Raw genomic sequence first — 16,314 nt, 5'->3', positions numbered from 1 at the left:
AGTTGGAACGGGTGCGATGGTCGGGACGCGCGCTTCCTCCGACGCGCTTGGCCTGCGGCGGTATCGCCGCGCGAGACGGCCGGTCTCGGATCCCGCTACCCGCCATGGGTCGCGTCCATCGACTTGCGCTAACGTCCGCCCCCATGGCGAGCACGCAATCCCTCATCGATCTCATCAAGGCCGAGCTGAAGCAGTCCGGCATCAGCTATGCGCAGCTGGCGACGGCGCTGGACCTGTCCGAGTCCAGCGTGAAGCGCATGTTCGCGGCGGGTGGCGAGATGCCGCTGTCGCGCATCGACGAGATCTGCCGCGTGCTGAAGACCGATTTCGCGGAGCTGTCGCAGCGTCTCGCCCAGTCGAAGTCGCTGCGCAGCGAACTGACGCTGCAGCAGGAACGCGAGGTCGTCGCCGACGAGAAGCTGCTGCTGACCGCCATCTGCTGCCTGAGCCAGTGGAGCTTCGAGCAGATCGTCGCGACCTACCGGATGAGTGAGCCCGACGTGACGCGCGCGCTCACGCAACTGGACCGGCTGGGGATCATCGAGTTGCGGCCGCTGAACCGCTACCGGCTGCAGGTCGCGAAGACTTTCCGCTGGCGGCCGCAAGGTCCGGTGATGGCCTTCTTCCGCGAGAACGTCATGCAGGACTTCTTCGCCGGCGGCTTCGACAACGATGCGGAGCTGCTGATGCTGGTCCACGGCCAGCTCAGCCCGGGCATGGCGCGGGAGTTGCGCGACCGGCTCCAGCGCGTCGCCGAGGACTTCGCGCGCCAGCATCTGCTGGACCAGAAGCTCCCCGACGAGGAGAAGCGCCAGTTCACGCTGGTGATGGGCATGCGCTGCTGGCTGTTCGAGCGCTTCAAGCACCTGCAGCGGCCGGCGGCCGTCACGAAGGCGCTCAAGCGTTGAGGCGCGGCGGGCGCATCACCAGAATTCCCATCGTCCGCTCCAGACCACCCAGATCCCGAGCACGCCGTTCGTCACCGCGTGCGCGATGACGGCACACCACAGCTTGCCGGTGCGGATGTACAGCCACGCGTAGGCCGCGCCGGCCACGATGGCCGCGAGCCACAGCGTGTGCGCGAGCATGAAGACGAAAGTCGACAGCACCAGCGCCCGCAGCCCGGCCGCGCGTGGATCGACGGTCTCGAACTGCGGGCTCGAGATCCAGCGCATCAGGAAGCTGCGCCAGAACAGTTCCTCCATCACCGGCACGAGCAGCGTCGCACCGAGCCAGCGGACCGCGATCAACGGCCAGTCCACGCGGCCGTCCGCGGTCATCGGCACGAAGGCGGCGGTGGCTTCGCCGAGCTGCATCCACGACGCGTCGAGGTTGATCCACAGCCCGAAGACGATGAGCCCGACGGCGACGCTCAAGGCGGCTTCGCCGAGGCGCGGCCGGTTCTGCCGGTCGAATTCGCCGTAGCCCCGCCAGAACCACGCCAGCGCGCCGCCGACCACCACCAGGTTCAGCGCATAGATCCAGCGCGGATCGAGGCCCAGGGCGTTCTGTTCGGGCAAGGCGCCCCGCAGCGCCAGCAGCAGCATGAAGAGGGCGAAGGGGACGATGCGGGCCCAGGCGGCTTGACTCAATGGCATCCGGCGAATGTACCGGCGCGCCGTGACGGCGCCATGCGGACAACCGAGGAGCGTTCAGCGGTGCAGCGAGAGTCCCTTGATCGCCTTGTCCACGGCCTTCTTCGGCCCTCGCAGCGCGAGGCCGACGAGATCGGGGCGCTCGGCGTCCTCCGCGAGGAAGGCGCTGCGGTCAGTCTCGTCATGGCATCAGGTGGGCGAGGGTCTGGTCGCAGCTGGATCCAGTGGTCATCGGCCATGGTGGGCGTTCCCGTTCAATGGCGGTCAGGCGCCGATGACGTTGCGGACACGGCAGGGGTCGCGGAGGCAGCAGTCGCCGATGAGGTCGAGCCGGCAAACGCATGGGCGAGCGCCTGGATGGCATGCCGGACCTTGGCCGGCTGCGCGTCGCGCTGCGGCGTCATCACATAGACCGGCAGCGGCGGCAGCGACCAACCCGGCAGCAGCGGCAGCAGGCGGCCCTGGGCTTGCGACTCATCGACGTCCTCCGCGCTGAGCAGCGCCAGCCCAATGCCCGCTTCGCAGAACTGCTGCAGGCTGAGCTGGTTGTTGCTGGTCGCGCGCGGGCTGACGCGCAGCACCTCCTCGCGGCCCTCGGGGCCGACCAGCGAGAGGCTGCGGATCGCGCCGGTGTCGGAACGCAGGAAGACCCAGTCGTGCCGCGTCAGGTCCGACATCGAGGTGGGAACGCCTCGCCGCGCCAGATAGGCGGGCGCGGCATAGAGGCCCACCGTCCGCTGGCCGATGCGCTGCGCGACCCAGTTGCTGTCGGGCAGCCGGCCGAAGCGCACGGCCAGGTCGATGCGCTTGGCGACGAGGTCGGTGAAGCCGTCGTCGACCTCCAGGTGCAGGCTCATCCCTGGATTCGCCGAGAGCAGCGGCCCGAGCGCCGGTCCGATCTGCCGCGCGGCGCCGACGGGAGCGCTGACGCGCAGTTCGCCTTCGGGCGCGTCGCGCAGGTGGTGCAACTGGGTCTGCGCGTCACGCGCGGCGGCCAGCATCGCCTGGCAGCCCTGCACGAAACGTTCACCGGCGGGTGTCAGGCTGAGGCGTCGGGTCGATCGATGCAGCAGCGTCACGCCCATGTCGCGTTCCAGCGCGCGCAGTTGCTGGCTGACGGCGGAGGTCGTGGTCTGCAACTGCCGCGCCGCCGCGACCAGGCTGCCCTGTTCGACGACGGTCGCGAGGACGGCCATGCGGCGGAGTTGGTCCAGCATCGGGGAATTGTGTAGATCGTCTAAAGAATGGAGTCGGATTCTGAGGACTTCTGCGGCGATTGTGAAGTTCCTAAAGTCCATCCCATGGCGACACCGTCGTCGCCGCCTCCGGATCCTCGGAACTCCGCGAAACCCCTCGAAAGGAATCTCCATGAAAGTCGCCCTGATCGGACCGACCGGCTTTGTCGGCAAGGAAGTGCTCCAGGAACTGCTGTCCCGCGGCCACCAGGTCGTCGCCCTGGCGCGCGATCCGGCCAAGCTGGACGCCCGTGCCGGCCTGACCGTGGTGAAGGCCGACGCGAAGCAGGCCGACCAGGTCGCCGCCGCCGTGGAAGGCGTGGATGCGGTCGTCAGCGCCTACAACCCGGGCTGGTCGGTGCCGGACATCCACACCGAATTCCTGGCTGGCACCCGCGCGATCTACGACGGCGTCAAGCGCGCCGGCGTGAAGCGCCTGCTGGTGGTCGGCGGCGCGGGCAGCTTGTACGCAGCGCCCGGTGTGCAGATCGTCGACCTGCCGGAATTCCCGGACCAGTGGAAGCAGGGCGCGCTGGCCGCGCGCGAAGCGCTGAACCTGATCCGCCTGGAGTCGTCCCTCGACTGGACCTTCCTGTCGCCCGCCCCGCATCTGGAACCGGGCGAGCGCCGCGGCAGCTACCGCGTCAGCCTGGACACGCCGGTGATGGACGCCAACGGTCCGGCGCGTGTGTCAACGGCGGACCTGGCGGTCGCGATCGTCGATGAACTCGAGCGCCCGCAGCACATCCGTCGGCGGTTCACGGTCGGCTATTGATCGCGGTCAGCGGTCGCAGCGGATGCCGGTGCCCCCGTCCGCTCAATCTCCTCCTCGCCGCTCGGAATTCGCTCCCGGGGGCACCGGCATCCGCCGCTCCGAACGAGGACTTCGTGTGGGCGCGCTCCGACGAGCTCCGGCGCTCCGGCGCGCTACGGTGCGCTTCAGGGGATCAAGCGGTCTGCTGTTCGAGCAGGTAGTTGGCGTCGTCGTACTGGCCGAGCGTGTCCACCAGCGTGGGCAGGCATTCGGCCAGCTTGTCGTGGAGCACGAAGGGCGGGTTCACGACGAACATGCCGCTGCCCATCATGCCGAAGCCGCGCTCGTCGGCCTGCGTGACGGTCAGGCGCACGTGCAGCCAGCCCTTCTTCGCGATGGGCTCGGAAGCCGACTTCAGACGCTGCACGAGCTGCGCGGACTCGACGGTCTGCAGCTGGGGATACCAGATCGCGATCGTGCCGTCGGCGAAGCGTTGCAGCGCCTCGCGCAGCGCGGCGACGACCTTGCCGTAGTCGGCCTTGATCTCATAGGACGGATCCATCAGCACGACGCCGCGGCGCGAGGGCGGCGGCAGCTCGGCCTTCAGCGACGCGAAACCGTCCTGCTGCAGGACCTGCGTGTTGGCGCGGTCCTCGAGGTAGCTGGCGAGGATGCGGTGGTCGGTGCCGTGCAACTCATAGCAGCGCAGGCGGTCGTCGAAGCGCATCAACATGCGCGCGATGGCCGGCGAGCCGGGGTACTGCTCGAGCTTCTTGCCGGGGTTGAAGTCGTGCACCAGTTGCACGTACTGCTGGAGCGCGTCGGGCAGGTCTTTGCGCGCGTAGAGGGCGGCGATGCCGCCGGCATGTTCGGCGTTCTTCTGGGCGTAGCGGCCGTCGAGGGCGTAGCCGCCGGCGCCGGCGTGGGTGTCCACCAGCGTGTAGGGCTTGTCCTTTTCCCCCATGTAGCGGAGGACCTCGGCCAGCACCAGGTGTTTGAGCACGTCGGCATGGTTGCCGGCGTGGAAGGCGTGTCGATAAGCGAGCATGTCCGGCACTGTACCCGGTGCGGGCCGCCAGTCCGCTGGCCATCGGCCTCAGACCTGGAAGGCCCCCGGCGAATACGCCGTCCCCGCCGGCACTTCCTTGAGCCCGCACGGATGCTGGTACTGCATCGATGGCTTGAGCACCTGCCCGTCGACCGTGCCCGCGTCCACGGCGCGGCCGATCAGCGGCGAGTCCGGCCGCAGGCGGAAGTCGTAGCGGTCGGCGTCGACGAAACTGTCCAGCTCGACGAAGTAGTTGTGGTGCTGCTCGCGGTCCGGACCCGCCGGCAGCTCGTGCTTGCCGCACAGCAGGTTGTTGATCAGCCGCAGCTTCTGCGCCTGCTGCGCCATGCGCAGGTAGACGCCGCCCGCCTGGCGCCGGTCGACCAGCGTGTTGTTGACCAGGTGCAGCTCGTTGCGGCGGTGGGGCAAGCCTTCGCTGCCGTAGGCGATCAGGTGGTAGTTCTCGCTCGACGGACTCTGCTGGATCACGTTGCCCATCACCAGCGCCACGCCGCCGTTGGGGAACTCGAGCTCGAAGCTCGCGCGTCCGGTCTCGTCGGTCAGGCGGTTGTAGAAAAGGTGATTCACCGCCGCGCGCGTCTTCAGCAGATGCCCGGACGCGCCGTGGTGGAAGTAGCTCGCGACCACCGACAGCTTGCCGATGGCGCCGACGTAGCAGCTGTGCGTGCGGCCCTCGCCGGGCGCGATCGGGCCGAAGTCGCAGCCGTCGATGCGCAGCTCGATGCTCGCGTCGTTGCCGGCGAGCAGGCCGTTCTCGTTGTCCTGGAAGCGGCAGTCCCGCAAGGTGAGCGAGCCGCGCTCCAGGCGGATGCCCGCGCCGTTGCGGTCCGGCACGCGCGCGCCGACGAAGTCGAAGCCCTCGATCGTCATGCGCTTGCCGGTCGTGACGAAGATCCCTTTGCCCTGGGCATGCGCGCCCTTGGCCAGCATCCGCACGCGCCCGCCGACGGCGCGCATCGTCAGGTCGTCCTGCGGCCAGACCGCGACGTCGCCGGTGTAGTCGCCCGCCTGCACCTCGATGGTCATGCCGGCCTTCGCCTGCGAGGCGGCCGCCGCCAGCGTCTTCACCGGATGGTCCGGCCCGACGTGCATCACGGCGCCGGAGGCGCCGCCTCGCTGGGCCTGGACCGGCAGCAGCCAGGGCGGCAGCGCCACCGCGGCGCCGGCCTGCAGCAGGCGGCGGCGGCCGATGTCGGTGCGCGGTGCGCGCAGCCAGGATTCAAGCGGGGAGAGCGAGGAACCAGAGGGCATCGACAGGCTCCCGAGTCGGGCGGTGAAGGAGGGGGGCGCCGCGCGGAAGGGGGACGGCGTCCCCAGGCAGCCGGGCGAGTGTAGCCAAGCGTTACGGGCCGGCCGTGAAGGCGTCGCAAGGCCCCAGCCGGAATCCGGGCTGTCGCCTAGGCGCTGCGAAGGCGGGGTTCGCTCGCTAAGCTGCGTCCCATCCTGGCCCGGCACCCCTCCGGGCTCCATCCACACCTCTCTGCATCCTCGACATCGTCATGCCCAGTCTTTTCGATCCCTTGCAAGTCGGCGCCGTCTGGCTTGCCAACCGCGTCGTCATGGCGCCGCTCACGCGCAACCGCTCCGTCGGCCTGGTGCCGGGACCGCTCGCGGTCGAGTACTACCGCCAGCGCGCCACGGCCGGTCTGATCATCAGCGAGGGCGCCCAGATCACGCGGGAAGGCCAGGGCTACCTCGATACGCCCGGGATCTATTCGCCCGAGCAGATCGCCGCCTGGAAGCGGGTGACGGACGCCGTCCATGAGGCAGGCGGCAAGATCGCCGTGCAGCTGTGGCACGTGGGCCGCATCTCCCATGCCGACTTCCAGCCCGACGGCGCCAAGCCGCTGTCGGCCACGGACCGTCAGGCCCACAGCAAGACCTTCACCAAGGACGGCTTCGTCGACGTCGCCGCACCGCGCGCGCTGAAGCTCGAGGAACTGCCCGGTGTCGTCCAGTCCTACGTCCACGCGGCGAAGGCGGCGATGGCGGCGGGCTTCGATGCCGTCGAGGTGCACGGCGCCAACGGCTACCTGCTGGACCAGTTCCTGCGCGACAGCATCAACGACCGCACCGACGCGTACGGCGGCTCGATCGAGAACCGTGCGCGGCTGCTGCTCGAAGTGATGGCGGCCATCGCCGGCGCGATCGGCGCCGACCGCACCGGCCTGCGCCTGTCGCCGGTCACGCCGGTCAACGACGCGGGGCAGGACAGCGACGCGCAGCAGCTCTTCAACCATGTGGTGGAGCAGCTGTCGCCGATGAAGCTGGCGTTCCTGCATGTCATCGAAGGCCACACTGGCGGTCCGCGTGACGTCGCGCCGTTCGACTATGACGCGCTGCGCGAGCGCTTCAAGGGCGTCTACATCGCCAACAACGGCTACACCCGCGAGATGGCGATCGACGCCGTCGCCAAGGGGCATGCCGACGCGGTGGCCTTCGGCCGCAGCTTCATCTCCAACCCGGACCTGGTGCGGCGGCTGAAGCTCAACGCCCCGCTCCAGAAAGCCCATTCGGCCACGATGTACGGCGGGGGCGCCGAGGGCTATACCGACTATCCGGCGCTGGCGGACTGAGCAGGAAGGCTTCCGTACTTCCACCGCCGCTGGCCCTCACCCCCGCCCTCTCCCGCAAGCGGGAGAGGGAGCAAGAGAGTTCCAGCGCTTCTGCTGCCGCAGGGGTTTGACACGGTTGCTCTTCCGCAAGCGGGAGAGGAGGCCTTCAGGTCAGCGCGGTGCCTGCTGACTACCTCTCCGGCTTGCGGGAGAGGAAGCCTTCAGGTCAGCGCGGTGCATGCTCACTCCCTCTCCCGCTTGCGGAAGAGGAAGCTTTCAGGTCAGCGCGGTGCACGCTGACTCCCTCTCCCGCTTGCGGGAGAGGGCGGGGGTGAGGGCCAGCGGCCTCTGCAGTCAACGACTGCGTGTCTCGATCAGCGCTGCCTCTTCGCCCGGAAGAGCTCCGCGATGGAGACCTCGCGCGGGCCGGGGCGAACGGTGAAGGCCTGCCCGGCCGCGATCGTGCCGGGCTGCCGCACCGCAAGGTAGAAGCCGCACCAGCCGCTCTGCGTCATCATCTTCGCGGCCTTGTTGAAGCCCATCACCGCGTTGAACTTGAAGCAGGGGTAGCGCGGCTCGCTGACGGCGAGCTCGCAGTCCGGGAAGACCAGCACGTCGCCGATCCAGGCGTCGCCCTCGGCCAGGCCGGAGATCGTCAGGTTCTCGCCCATCGCGCCCCAGGGCAGCGGGTCGTCCCAACCGGCCGCCTGCGCCTGCGCGCGCACGGTGCGCCAGAACGCGTAGTGCTCGGACGGGTAGGCGTAGACCGCCTTGGACAGGCCGCCGTGAACGCTCGGATCGGCCTGCTCGTCGCTCTCCAGGCCGAGAGGCCGGACCTCGACCTCACCCGCCACCGGCCGCTTGCGGATGCCCGTCATGACCGGGCGCCCGTCGATGAGCAGCGGTTCAGCGCGGGCCGTGTTCAGACTGATCAGTTGCATCCGGCGATTCTGCCGCAGGCGCCGTCGGAGCCGGCGGCATCGGGGGCCGGAAGGCCGCCGGCGTGGTCTCGATGAGGCTCGACTCCTGACGGCGCAGCGCGTCGCGCAGGCCGTCGAGCTCGCGCGCCTGATCGCGCTCGCGCTTCAGGTGGTCGAGCGCGAAGGACAGGTCGCCGGCCATCTCGTTCATCAGTTCGAGCACCTGGGGATCGAAGTAGCCGCGTTCGCCGGCGAGCAGGCTGATCGCGCCCACGACCTCGCCGCCGCGACGCAACGGGAAGGCCGCCATCGCCTCCACGCCGGGCGGGATCATCGGCGCGCCAGTGGCGGCCAGGCTCGGATCGTCGAGCGCGTGATTGCTGACCTGGTGCGTGCCCTCGAGGATCGCGCGCGTCGCCATCGAGCTGCGCGCGAAGGGCGCGTCGCGGGACCACCGGCGCGGCGCGCCGGGCATCAGGCGGTCGCCCGGGCCGTGCTCGGCGACGCGCTCGAAGTGGTCGTCGTCGACCAGCACCACGGCCGCGAAGCGCGCGTGGCCGGTCTCGACGCAGATGCGGCAGAGCCCTTCGAACAGGCGCTGCTCCGCCCGCGGGTCGTCGAACGCCTCGGCCTCGCGGCGCACGATGAGCTGGTTGGTCTGCGACAGCGCGACGTAGAGCCGCTGCAGCCGCTCGCGCGAGTCCTGGCTGACGCGGCGTTCGTCGTCGTAGCGGGTCCAGACGGTGCAGACGAGGACGCTGCACAGGCCGCCGGTCAGCAGCACGAGCAGCAGGCCCAGGTGCGCGGCCTCGGTGGCGGTCTGCCGGGCGCGCTCGGTGTCGACGCGGGCCTGGCTCAGCTGGAAGGCGATCAACTCGTCGAGCATCCGCATGGTCGCGAGCCGGCGCTGGTTGAGCTCGCGCAGCGTGTCGGGCGTCGGCGGCTGGCTCGCGGCGAGGGCCGCCCAGAGCTGGTCGAGCAAAGGCTGGGTGCGGACGATGAGGGCGCGCTCCGCCGGCGCCATGCGCGTGGCGAGGTAGCGGGTCCAGAGCTGGCGCGTCGAGTCGGCGAGCCGCCGGCCGGCGCCGTCGAGCTTGGCGGCGTCGGGCTGCTGTGCCTGGGTGAACAGCAGCGCGCCCAGCTGGTGCGGACCGAGCGTGTGTTCGAGTTCGCGCAGCAGGTCGACGGGGACCAGGCGGTCTTCATAGAGGGATTCCGCGATGTCGGCCAGCCGTTGCGACTGCCACCAGCCGAGCAGCGCCGAGGCCGCGACCAAGGCGAGCGCCAAGCCCAGGACCAGGTAGAGGCGGGCGCGGAGCGACAGGCCGGTGAGAGCGGACATGGATGTCGGGGACCTCGCGGAGGAGGCGCCGAGCATAGGGCGTTTCGACGCGCGAGCCGATCCCCGAAACTTTGGGGGAGGGCCCGCGGACCGCCGCCCGCCGGTGGCTGCCAGGTCCGGAAACGGCAACGCCGCGGCGTGGAGGCGCCGCGGCGTTGCGGGGATCCCCTTGCGGGGACCGGTCGGATCAGCGGATCAGCGGATCAGCCGCCGCGGCGCAGCAGCACGGCCCGGACGTTGGTGGGTGCGACCCCGGTCTGCTGCTTGAGCGCGCTGAGCGCCAGCGTGGTGACGAGGTCGTCGTCCAGGTCGACCGCCGTGGCGGGCGCGTGCACCCGCAGCGTGCCGTCCGCCGTCAGGACGACGTCCAGCGTCGCCGAGCGCTCGTCGCCGAGCGCCACGACCGCGCGCAGCTGACGGGTCACGCCACCGGACGCGGCAGCGGCGGCCGGGACCGGCTGCTGCACTGGCTTCAGCGCCAGGCTGTCGCCCAGATCGTCGACCCGGAACATGCCCAGCGGCGTCGGTGCCGCGCCGTCCTTGTCGGCGTAGACCGGCAGCTGGCTCTGCAGCGGCTGGCCGTAGGCCGGCGCATCGACCGCCAGGCTGATCTGACCGCTGTCGCGCAGCGTCTGCTCCAGGCCGACGTTGGCGACGGCGACATTGCCGCCGGTGCCGCTGTCGTTGCCTGCCAGACCGTTGCCGGCCCCAGCGTTGCCGCCAGCGCCGTTTCCGGAGCTTGCGCCAGCGCCATTGGCGTTGCCGTTGCCCGTGCCGTTCCCGGCGTTGGCACCGCCGGCGCCATTGCCGACATCGATCGTGCCTGCCGGATTGCCCGCCGGACCCGCTGCGACCACGGCCACGCTGTTGCCGTTGCCGCCGCCGTTGCCACCGTTGCCGGTCGGCACGTTCGAGGTCTTGCTGCCGCCGCCGTCCTGCGTGCCGTTGCCGCCGACGGGCTGGACCACCAGCGCGCCGATCGCGGCCGGCACGACCTGCGGATTGACCGAACCGGTCACCGCCAGCGCCGAGGTCTCCAGGCGATAGTTGGCCGCGTCCGCGCCGGTCAGCGTCAGCTGCACGTTCACCGGCTTGTCGCTGCCGACGAAGGGCGTATCGAACCGGCCGGTGCCGCCGACGCTCACCTGGTCGCCCGCCACGATGCCTTGCGGCGATCCGATGACGAGCGTGGCCGAGGTGTCGCTGTTGAAGACGCCGCTGACCACGGTCACCGCAGGCGTCTGGATCGTGCGGGCGGTCACGTCGCCGCGCGCCTGCGCCGAGCCCGAGGTCAGCACGTAGTTGCCCGCGTCGGCGCCGGTCAGCGCCAGCTGCACGTCGACAGCCTTGCCGGTGCCGGCGTTCTTGTTGTCGAACTGGCCGCTCGCCGCGACGCCGAGCTGGTCACCCGCGACGACGCCGACGGCGCCACCGATGGTGACCTGCGCGGTGCGCGTGCCGTCGTAGACCTTGGTGCCGACCTGGATCGCGCCGACGTCCACGCTGCGTGCGGTGATCGAGGCCGATCCCTGCGCCGAGCCCGACGCCAGCACGTAGTTGCCGGCGTCCGCGCCGGTCAGCGCGAGCTGCACGTCGACCGCCTTGTTGGTGCCGACATTCTTGTTGTCGAACTGGCCGCTCGCCGCGACGCCCAGCTCGTCACCCGCGATGACGCCGACGGCGCCATCCGTCGTGACCTGCGCGGTGCGCGTGCCGTCGTAGACCTTGCCGCCGACCTGGACCGTGCCGACGTCCACCGTGCGCGCCGTGATCGAGGCCGAGCCTTGCGCCGAGCCGGACGACAGCACGTAGTTGCCCGCGTCCGCGCCGGTCAGCGCGAGCTGCACGTCGACCGCCTTGTTGGTGCCGACATTCTTGGTGTCGAACTGGCCGTTCGCCGCGACGCCGAGCTCGTCACCCGCAATGACGCCAACGGCGCCACCGGTCGTGACCTGCGCGGTGCGCGTGCCGTCGTAGACCTTGTTGCCGACCTGGATCGCGCCCACGTCCACGGTGCGCGCCGTGATCGAGGCCGTGCCCTGTGTCGAGCTCGAAGCCAGCACGTAGTTGCCGGCGTCCGCGCCGGTCAGCGCGAGCTGCACGTCGACCGCCTTGCCGTTGCCGGCATTCTTGTTGTCGAACTGGCCGCTGACGGCGACGTCGAGCTGGTCACCCGCCACCGTGCCCGTGACGCCGCCGGTGGTGACCTGCGCATCGCGGGTGCCGTCATAGACCTTGCCGCTCACCTGGATCGCACCGACGCCCACCGTCTTGGGCATGATCGACGCCGTGGCACCCGCGCTGGTGTCCAGCACGTAGTTGCCGGCGTCATTGCCTGTCAGGACCAGGCCGGACACATTGACGGCCTTGCCGCTGCCCGCGTTCTTGTCCAGGAAGTTGACCGCGCCGTTCAACGCCGTGTCGTCGCCCGCCACGAGGCCCGCGATGCCGCCGCCCGAGAGCTGCGCGCTGGTGTTGCCGTCGTAGACCTTGTCCTGTACCGCGCCGTTGGCGACCGTCACCGTCTTGGGCGTGACCTGGCCGATGGCGGCGCTGGCGCTGTCCGAGACCAGCCGGTAGCCGTAGACGGCGGTGCCGCCGTTGTGACCGTCGGCGACGACGACGCCGTCGACGGTCACGGTCTTGCCGCTGCCGACGTTCTTCGTGTCGTAGTGCGCCGAGCCGCTGGAGCCGATGGCCAGGTTCACCACGTCGCCGTCGATCGCGCCGGTCGCGCCCAGCTGCAGACCGCCGGTCGCGGCGTCGACGTTGCCGTCGTAGACCTTCGAGGCGCTGCCCGACAGGCCGACGGTCAGCGTCGGGGCCACCGTGTAAAGGAAGCCGCTGCCGCTGCCCTGAACGGCGCTGCCGTAGCTGCTGTCGTACTGCTTGAAGTCGGCGACCAGTCCGCCGCGCGTGTCGTTCAGCGGAGAGGTCGAGTACACCTGCCACGCGCCCCCGTTGCCGACCTGCAGCGCGTTCGCGCCCGCCTGGTTGATGAAGTTGCGTCCGGCGGTCAGCACGACCGCGGCGTCGCGGCCGTTGACGTTGGCCGACGTCACCGCCTGTTGCAGCGTCAGATCCGAGCTCGCGCCCGAGGTCCGCAGGAGCACGGAGTCCTGGGCCTGGATGCCGTTCAGGCCGTCCACCGTGCCCACGGTCAGCGCGCGGTCGTTGGTCAGCGCCAGACGATCGACGTCCGCCGCCAGCGTGCCGACGTGCTGCGTTGCGGCGAAGCTGGCCGTGCCCGCGCTGCGCAGCGCCAGGGCGGCAGCCGTGATGGCCGCGTTGCCCGAGATGCCCGCGCCGCCGCGGTCGTCCAGCGAGACCGTGCCCGTGGCGGTGATCGCCTGGTCGACGGCGACGCCGCCGGTGCCGGCGCGCACCAGCAGGCCGCCGGTGGTCACGCCGATGGTGCCGGTCTGGTTCCAGGTGTTGCCGAGCAGCTCCAGGCCGCCGCGCACGGTGACCGCCACCGGGCCCGTCACGTTCAGCGCGCGGTCCGAGGCGTCCACGCGCAGCGTGTTCACGCCGTTGAAGACGGACAGCAGGCCGTTGGTGACGTCGGCCGTCGTGCCGCCGACCGTCGTCTGCGTGCCCGCACCGCCGGCCTTGAACACCACCGTCGCCAGCGAGCCGTTGCTGCTGGCCGGGGAGCCGGTCGTCGTCCACGTCGGCGCCTGCAGCGTCAGCTTGGCGGCCGTGCCGGTGAAGTTCACCGGACCGCCCAAGGTCATCGTGCCGATGCCCGAATCCAGCGTGACGTCCGCGCCGTTGCGCAGGGTCAGGCCGCTCAAGGTGTCGACCGTGCCGGTCGCGAAGCCGCCGGCGCCGGGTTGACGGACCACCGTCGTGCCGCCGGTGTCCAGCGCCAGGGTGCTGAAGTTGAAGGTGTCGTCGGTCAGCGTCGCACCGCCGCCGGCGGTCACGGCCAGGTTGGCCGCGGCCACGCCGCCGCTCACGCCCAGCACCTGACCGCCGCTCTTCAGGTGGACGGTCGAGGCGGTGGTGGTGATGTCGTTGTCGAAGACCAGGTTGCCGCCGTCGGCGCGGCCGATCTCCAGCGAGGCCGCGTTGACCTGGCCGATCGACGCGCTGCTCAGCCCGCCGCCCAGGTGCAGCTCGTTGGCCGCCGTCAGCTGGCGGATCGTGACCTTGCCGGCGCCGCCGTTGGCCGTCACCGCCTTGGACAGGTTGACGTTGTCGGCGGTCAGCACGATGTTGCCGGTGGTGTTGGTCAGCGTGCCGGCGGTGATGTCGATGTGGCGGTCGACCATCTCGAAGCTGCCCGACGCGCTGAAGCTGAAGTCGCTCGGCACGCTGATCGTGCCGGTGCCGTCGGCGCGGCCGATCGTCAGGTTCTTGACGCCCGGCAGCTTGGCCAGCGTCGCCGCGGAGGCGAAGCCGTTGGCGTCGCCCAGGACCATGTTGGTCGCGGGATCGGCGGGCTCCAGGCGCAGCGACGCGGTGCTCAGGTTCTGCAGCGTGGCGCTGCCCCAGTCCACCTTGTCGGCGCGCAGCGTGAGCACGCCGGTGCCGGTGTCCAGGTTGACGTTGACCGCGCCGAAGCGGATGGTGCCGTCGGTGAAGATGCTGGCACCGCCCTTCATCCTGAAGGCGGTGTTGATGTCGATGTCGCCGGTGGCGTTGATCTGGCCCGCCAGGACCTTGGGACCGTTGGGGCCCGTGCCGCCGGGGTAGGTGCCGGTTTCCTGGTCGAAGAACAGCCGGCCGCTGCCGACGTTGATGGCGCCGTTCATCGTGATGCCGCCGGACCCGGACGCCAGGTAGACGTTGCCGCCGTTGGACGTGACGGGCGCGTTGAGGGTGAACGAGCCGCCGGTGCCGGAGTCCGCGTCCGCCCACAGCCGCACGTAGCCGCCCTGCGTCGTCACGCTGCCGCCGATGGTGATGCCGTTGGCGCCGAAGACGGTGATGGTGCCGCGCTGCACCGCGCCCGGGGTGGCGGTGGTGAGGGTGTAGGTCGGCAGGGCGCCGGAGGGGTTGCTGCCCGTGCCGGTGGCCACCAGGTGGGGCACGTTGATGACGGAGGCGGAGCCGCCGTTGATGGTGTCCGACGCGCCGGAGTTCCAGTTGGAGGCGATCAGCAGGATGCCGGCATTGCCGTTGACGCGGATGGTGTCGGTCTTCTGCTCGAAGCGGATCACGCCGATCTTGTCCGAGGGGTCCGAGCCCCGCTGGCCGCCGCGGCCGGCCACCACGGTGAAGCTGACGCCGTCCTGCAGGTCCAGGATGCCGTCGGTGCTGCCGGTGGCCTTCAGGTCCTTGAAGGTGACGTTGGTCGTGGCCTCCAGGATGATGTTGGCCAGCTGGGCTTCCAGGTCCTTCTCATAGACCACCGAGCCGTTGATGGCGCCGGAGCCGGAGCCGCCGCCGCGCACTTCCAGCGTGGCGGGGTCCAGCAGCAGATCGCCGGTGTTGCCCTGGGCGGCGCGGCCGTCGGCCACGCCGCTGTAGTTCAACTGGTCCTTGCCCGAGACCTCCATGCGGCCGCCGTTGCCGCCTTGCTCGCCGCCACGCGATTCGACGCGACCGGCGAAATCGGTGCGGCCGTCGGACCAGGTCACGACCTCGCCGCCGTTGCCGTTCACCGTCGCGTTGGCGCGCAGCGTGGACGCCGCATCGACGTTGACGACCTTCGCGTTGGTCAGGCTTGCGTCCTTGCCTTGCCAGCCGCCGCCGACATGGATCTGGCCGCCGCCGGTCGCGCCGTTGGCATCCAGCGTCGCGCCGCGCAGCGCGATCGTGCCGCCGGTGACGCGCACGTCGCCGCCCAGACCTTGGGCCGAACTGGCGTCGAGTCGGCCGGTGACGTTCACCTGGCCGTTGTCGCCGCCGTCCAGGACGATGCGACCGCCCTGTTCGGACAGGCCCTTGGCCTCGACCACGCCGTCCATGTTGATGACGCTGGCGCGCAGCGCGCTGGCGCTGGGGGCGCTCAGCACCACGTGGCGGCCCTGCACCAGGCCTTCCTGCGACAGCTCGGCGTCGAGCGCCGCCTGATCGACGTGGACCTGCAGCAGGCCGTCGCCGTTGAAGTCGAGCGCGACCTGCTGGCCCGCCGCGAAGGCGACCTGGCCGGCGCTGATCGTGCCGGTGTTGACCACCGAGGCGCCCATCAGCGCGACCACGCCGTCGGCGCGGATGGTGCCGTCGTTGCGGACCTGCGCGGTGCTGGTGCCGGAGAAGCGCGCGCGGCCGCCGAGGAAGTCGGCGTCGCTGACGTTCAGCGTGCTGGCGACCAGGCCGCCGACGTTGACCGTCGCGCCCTTGCCGAACACCACGCCGCTGTTGTTGACCAGCCAGACCTGACCGTTGGCGGAGAGGTCGCCGAAGATCTGGCTGGGCGCGCCACCGGTGACGCGGTTCAGCGCCACGGCGTCGGCGCCGGTCTGGTTGAAGCGCACCGAGGCGCCGCTGCCGATGTCGAAGCTGTTCCAGTTGAGGATGAGCTTGTTGGAGCTCTGGTCGATGCGCAGTTGCGAGCCCTGCTGCGTCAACGCGGCCTGACCGGCGGCGATCTGGCCGCCGGTGGGCAGCGCGCCGGCGTCGAGCGCGGCGGCCGGTCCCGCGAAGGTGCCGGCGGCGGCCGCCGCGATGGCGGCGGCGATGGCGCGGCGGACGGTGCCGCCGGTGCGCTTGCCGCGTCCGCGGGCGAATTCAGGCACGGCGACGAAGGCGCCGCAAAGCTCGTTCCAGACGAGGCGATAGCTGTGGTTCAACGATCCCATGATGGTTCTCTTTTCTCTATGCGGTTCATGCCGTCGGGGCGGCCGGGTCGGCGGGCTCGGAGACAGGCTCGGAGGCGGGCGGAGGCGCGGCC

At 70.6% G+C, this 16,314-nt stretch carries 10 protein-coding genes and 1 pseudogene; 3 read left to right on the top strand and 8 right to left on the bottom strand.

Features of this window, described 5'->3' with window-relative positions:
- The first annotated feature begins 143 nt into the window (after nt 1-143).
- A complete protein-coding gene (locus tag AC07O8_RS01750) occupies nt 144-908 on the top strand; it encodes a helix-turn-helix domain-containing protein (RefSeq protein WP_495046404.1) in 765 nt (254 codons plus the stop codon).
- A gap of 15 nt (nt 909-923) precedes the next feature.
- Here AC07O8_RS01750 and AC07O8_RS01745 read toward each other — a convergent pair whose 3' ends face one another.
- The 3 genes and pseudogenes from AC07O8_RS01745 to AC07O8_RS01735 all read right to left on the bottom strand — a co-directional run bounded on the left by AC07O8_RS01745 (nt 924) and on the right by AC07O8_RS01735 (nt 2,812).
- Nucleotides 924-1,598: a CAAX prenyl protease-related protein gene (locus AC07O8_RS01745; protein WP_495046403.1), complete on the bottom strand. Its 675-nt coding sequence runs from the start codon at nt 1,596-1,598 to the stop codon at nt 924-926.
- Nucleotides 1,599-1,652: 54 nt separating this feature from the next.
- Nucleotides 1,653-1,781, bottom strand: a pseudogene (locus AC07O8_RS01740) (DUF2000 family protein); the annotation flags it as partial.
- Nucleotides 1,782-1,849: 68 nt separating this feature from the next.
- A complete protein-coding gene (locus AC07O8_RS01735) occupies nt 1,850-2,812 on the bottom strand; it encodes a LysR family transcriptional regulator (RefSeq protein WP_495046402.1) in 963 nt (320 codons plus the stop codon).
- Nucleotides 2,813-2,963: 151 nt separating this feature from the next.
- Between AC07O8_RS01735 and AC07O8_RS01730 the strand changes: the two genes are divergently transcribed.
- Nucleotides 2,964-3,605, top strand: a complete 642-nt coding sequence (locus AC07O8_RS01730; RefSeq protein ID WP_495046401.1) for an NAD(P)-dependent oxidoreductase — start codon at nt 2,964-2,966, stop codon at nt 3,603-3,605.
- Between the two features lie 172 nt (nt 3,606-3,777).
- On the opposite strand, the gene AC07O8_RS01725 is transcribed toward AC07O8_RS01730, so the two are convergent.
- The gene (locus AC07O8_RS01725) at nt 3,778-4,632 is read right to left on the bottom strand and encodes a 23S rRNA (adenine(2030)-N(6))-methyltransferase RlmJ (RefSeq protein ID WP_495046400.1); all 855 of its coding nucleotides are present in this window, start codon (nt 4,630-4,632) and stop codon (nt 3,778-3,780) included.
- 48 nt (nt 4,633-4,680) lie between these two features.
- Entirely contained in the window at nt 4,681-5,904 is a 1,224-nt protein-coding gene (locus tag AC07O8_RS01720; protein WP_495046399.1) for a hypothetical protein, read from the bottom strand.
- Between the two features lie 248 nt (nt 5,905-6,152).
- Between AC07O8_RS01720 and AC07O8_RS01715 the strand changes: the two genes are divergently transcribed.
- Entirely contained in the window at nt 6,153-7,229 is a 1,077-nt protein-coding gene (locus AC07O8_RS01715; protein ID WP_495046398.1) for an alkene reductase, read from the top strand.
- Nucleotides 7,230-7,582: 353 nt separating this feature from the next.
- On the opposite strand, the gene AC07O8_RS01710 is transcribed toward AC07O8_RS01715, so the two are convergent.
- From AC07O8_RS01710 to AC07O8_RS01700, 3 genes are all read right to left on the bottom strand, one after another.
- The gene (locus tag AC07O8_RS01710; protein WP_495046397.1) at nt 7,583-8,149 is read right to left on the bottom strand and encodes an MOSC domain-containing protein; all 567 of its coding nucleotides are present in this window, start codon (nt 8,147-8,149) and stop codon (nt 7,583-7,585) included.
- The gene (locus tag AC07O8_RS01705; protein ID WP_495046396.1) at nt 8,115-9,470 is read right to left on the bottom strand and encodes a GAF domain-containing protein; all 1,356 of its coding nucleotides are present in this window, start codon (nt 9,468-9,470) and stop codon (nt 8,115-8,117) included. Before AC07O8_RS01705 ends, AC07O8_RS01710 begins: the two co-directional genes overlap by 35 nt.
- 203 nt (nt 9,471-9,673) lie before the next feature.
- Complete coding sequence (locus AC07O8_RS01700) at nt 9,674-16,222, bottom strand: YDG domain-containing protein (RefSeq protein WP_495046395.1); 6,549 nt, start codon at nt 16,220-16,222, stop codon at nt 9,674-9,676.
- Nucleotides 16,223-16,314: the final 92 nt, after the last annotated feature.

Source organism: Roseateles sp. GW821-FHT09G09 (genome assembly GCF_059415965.1).
Note: the sequence above shows the minus strand (reverse complement) of the source record. Positions and strands in the feature narration are given on the sequence as shown.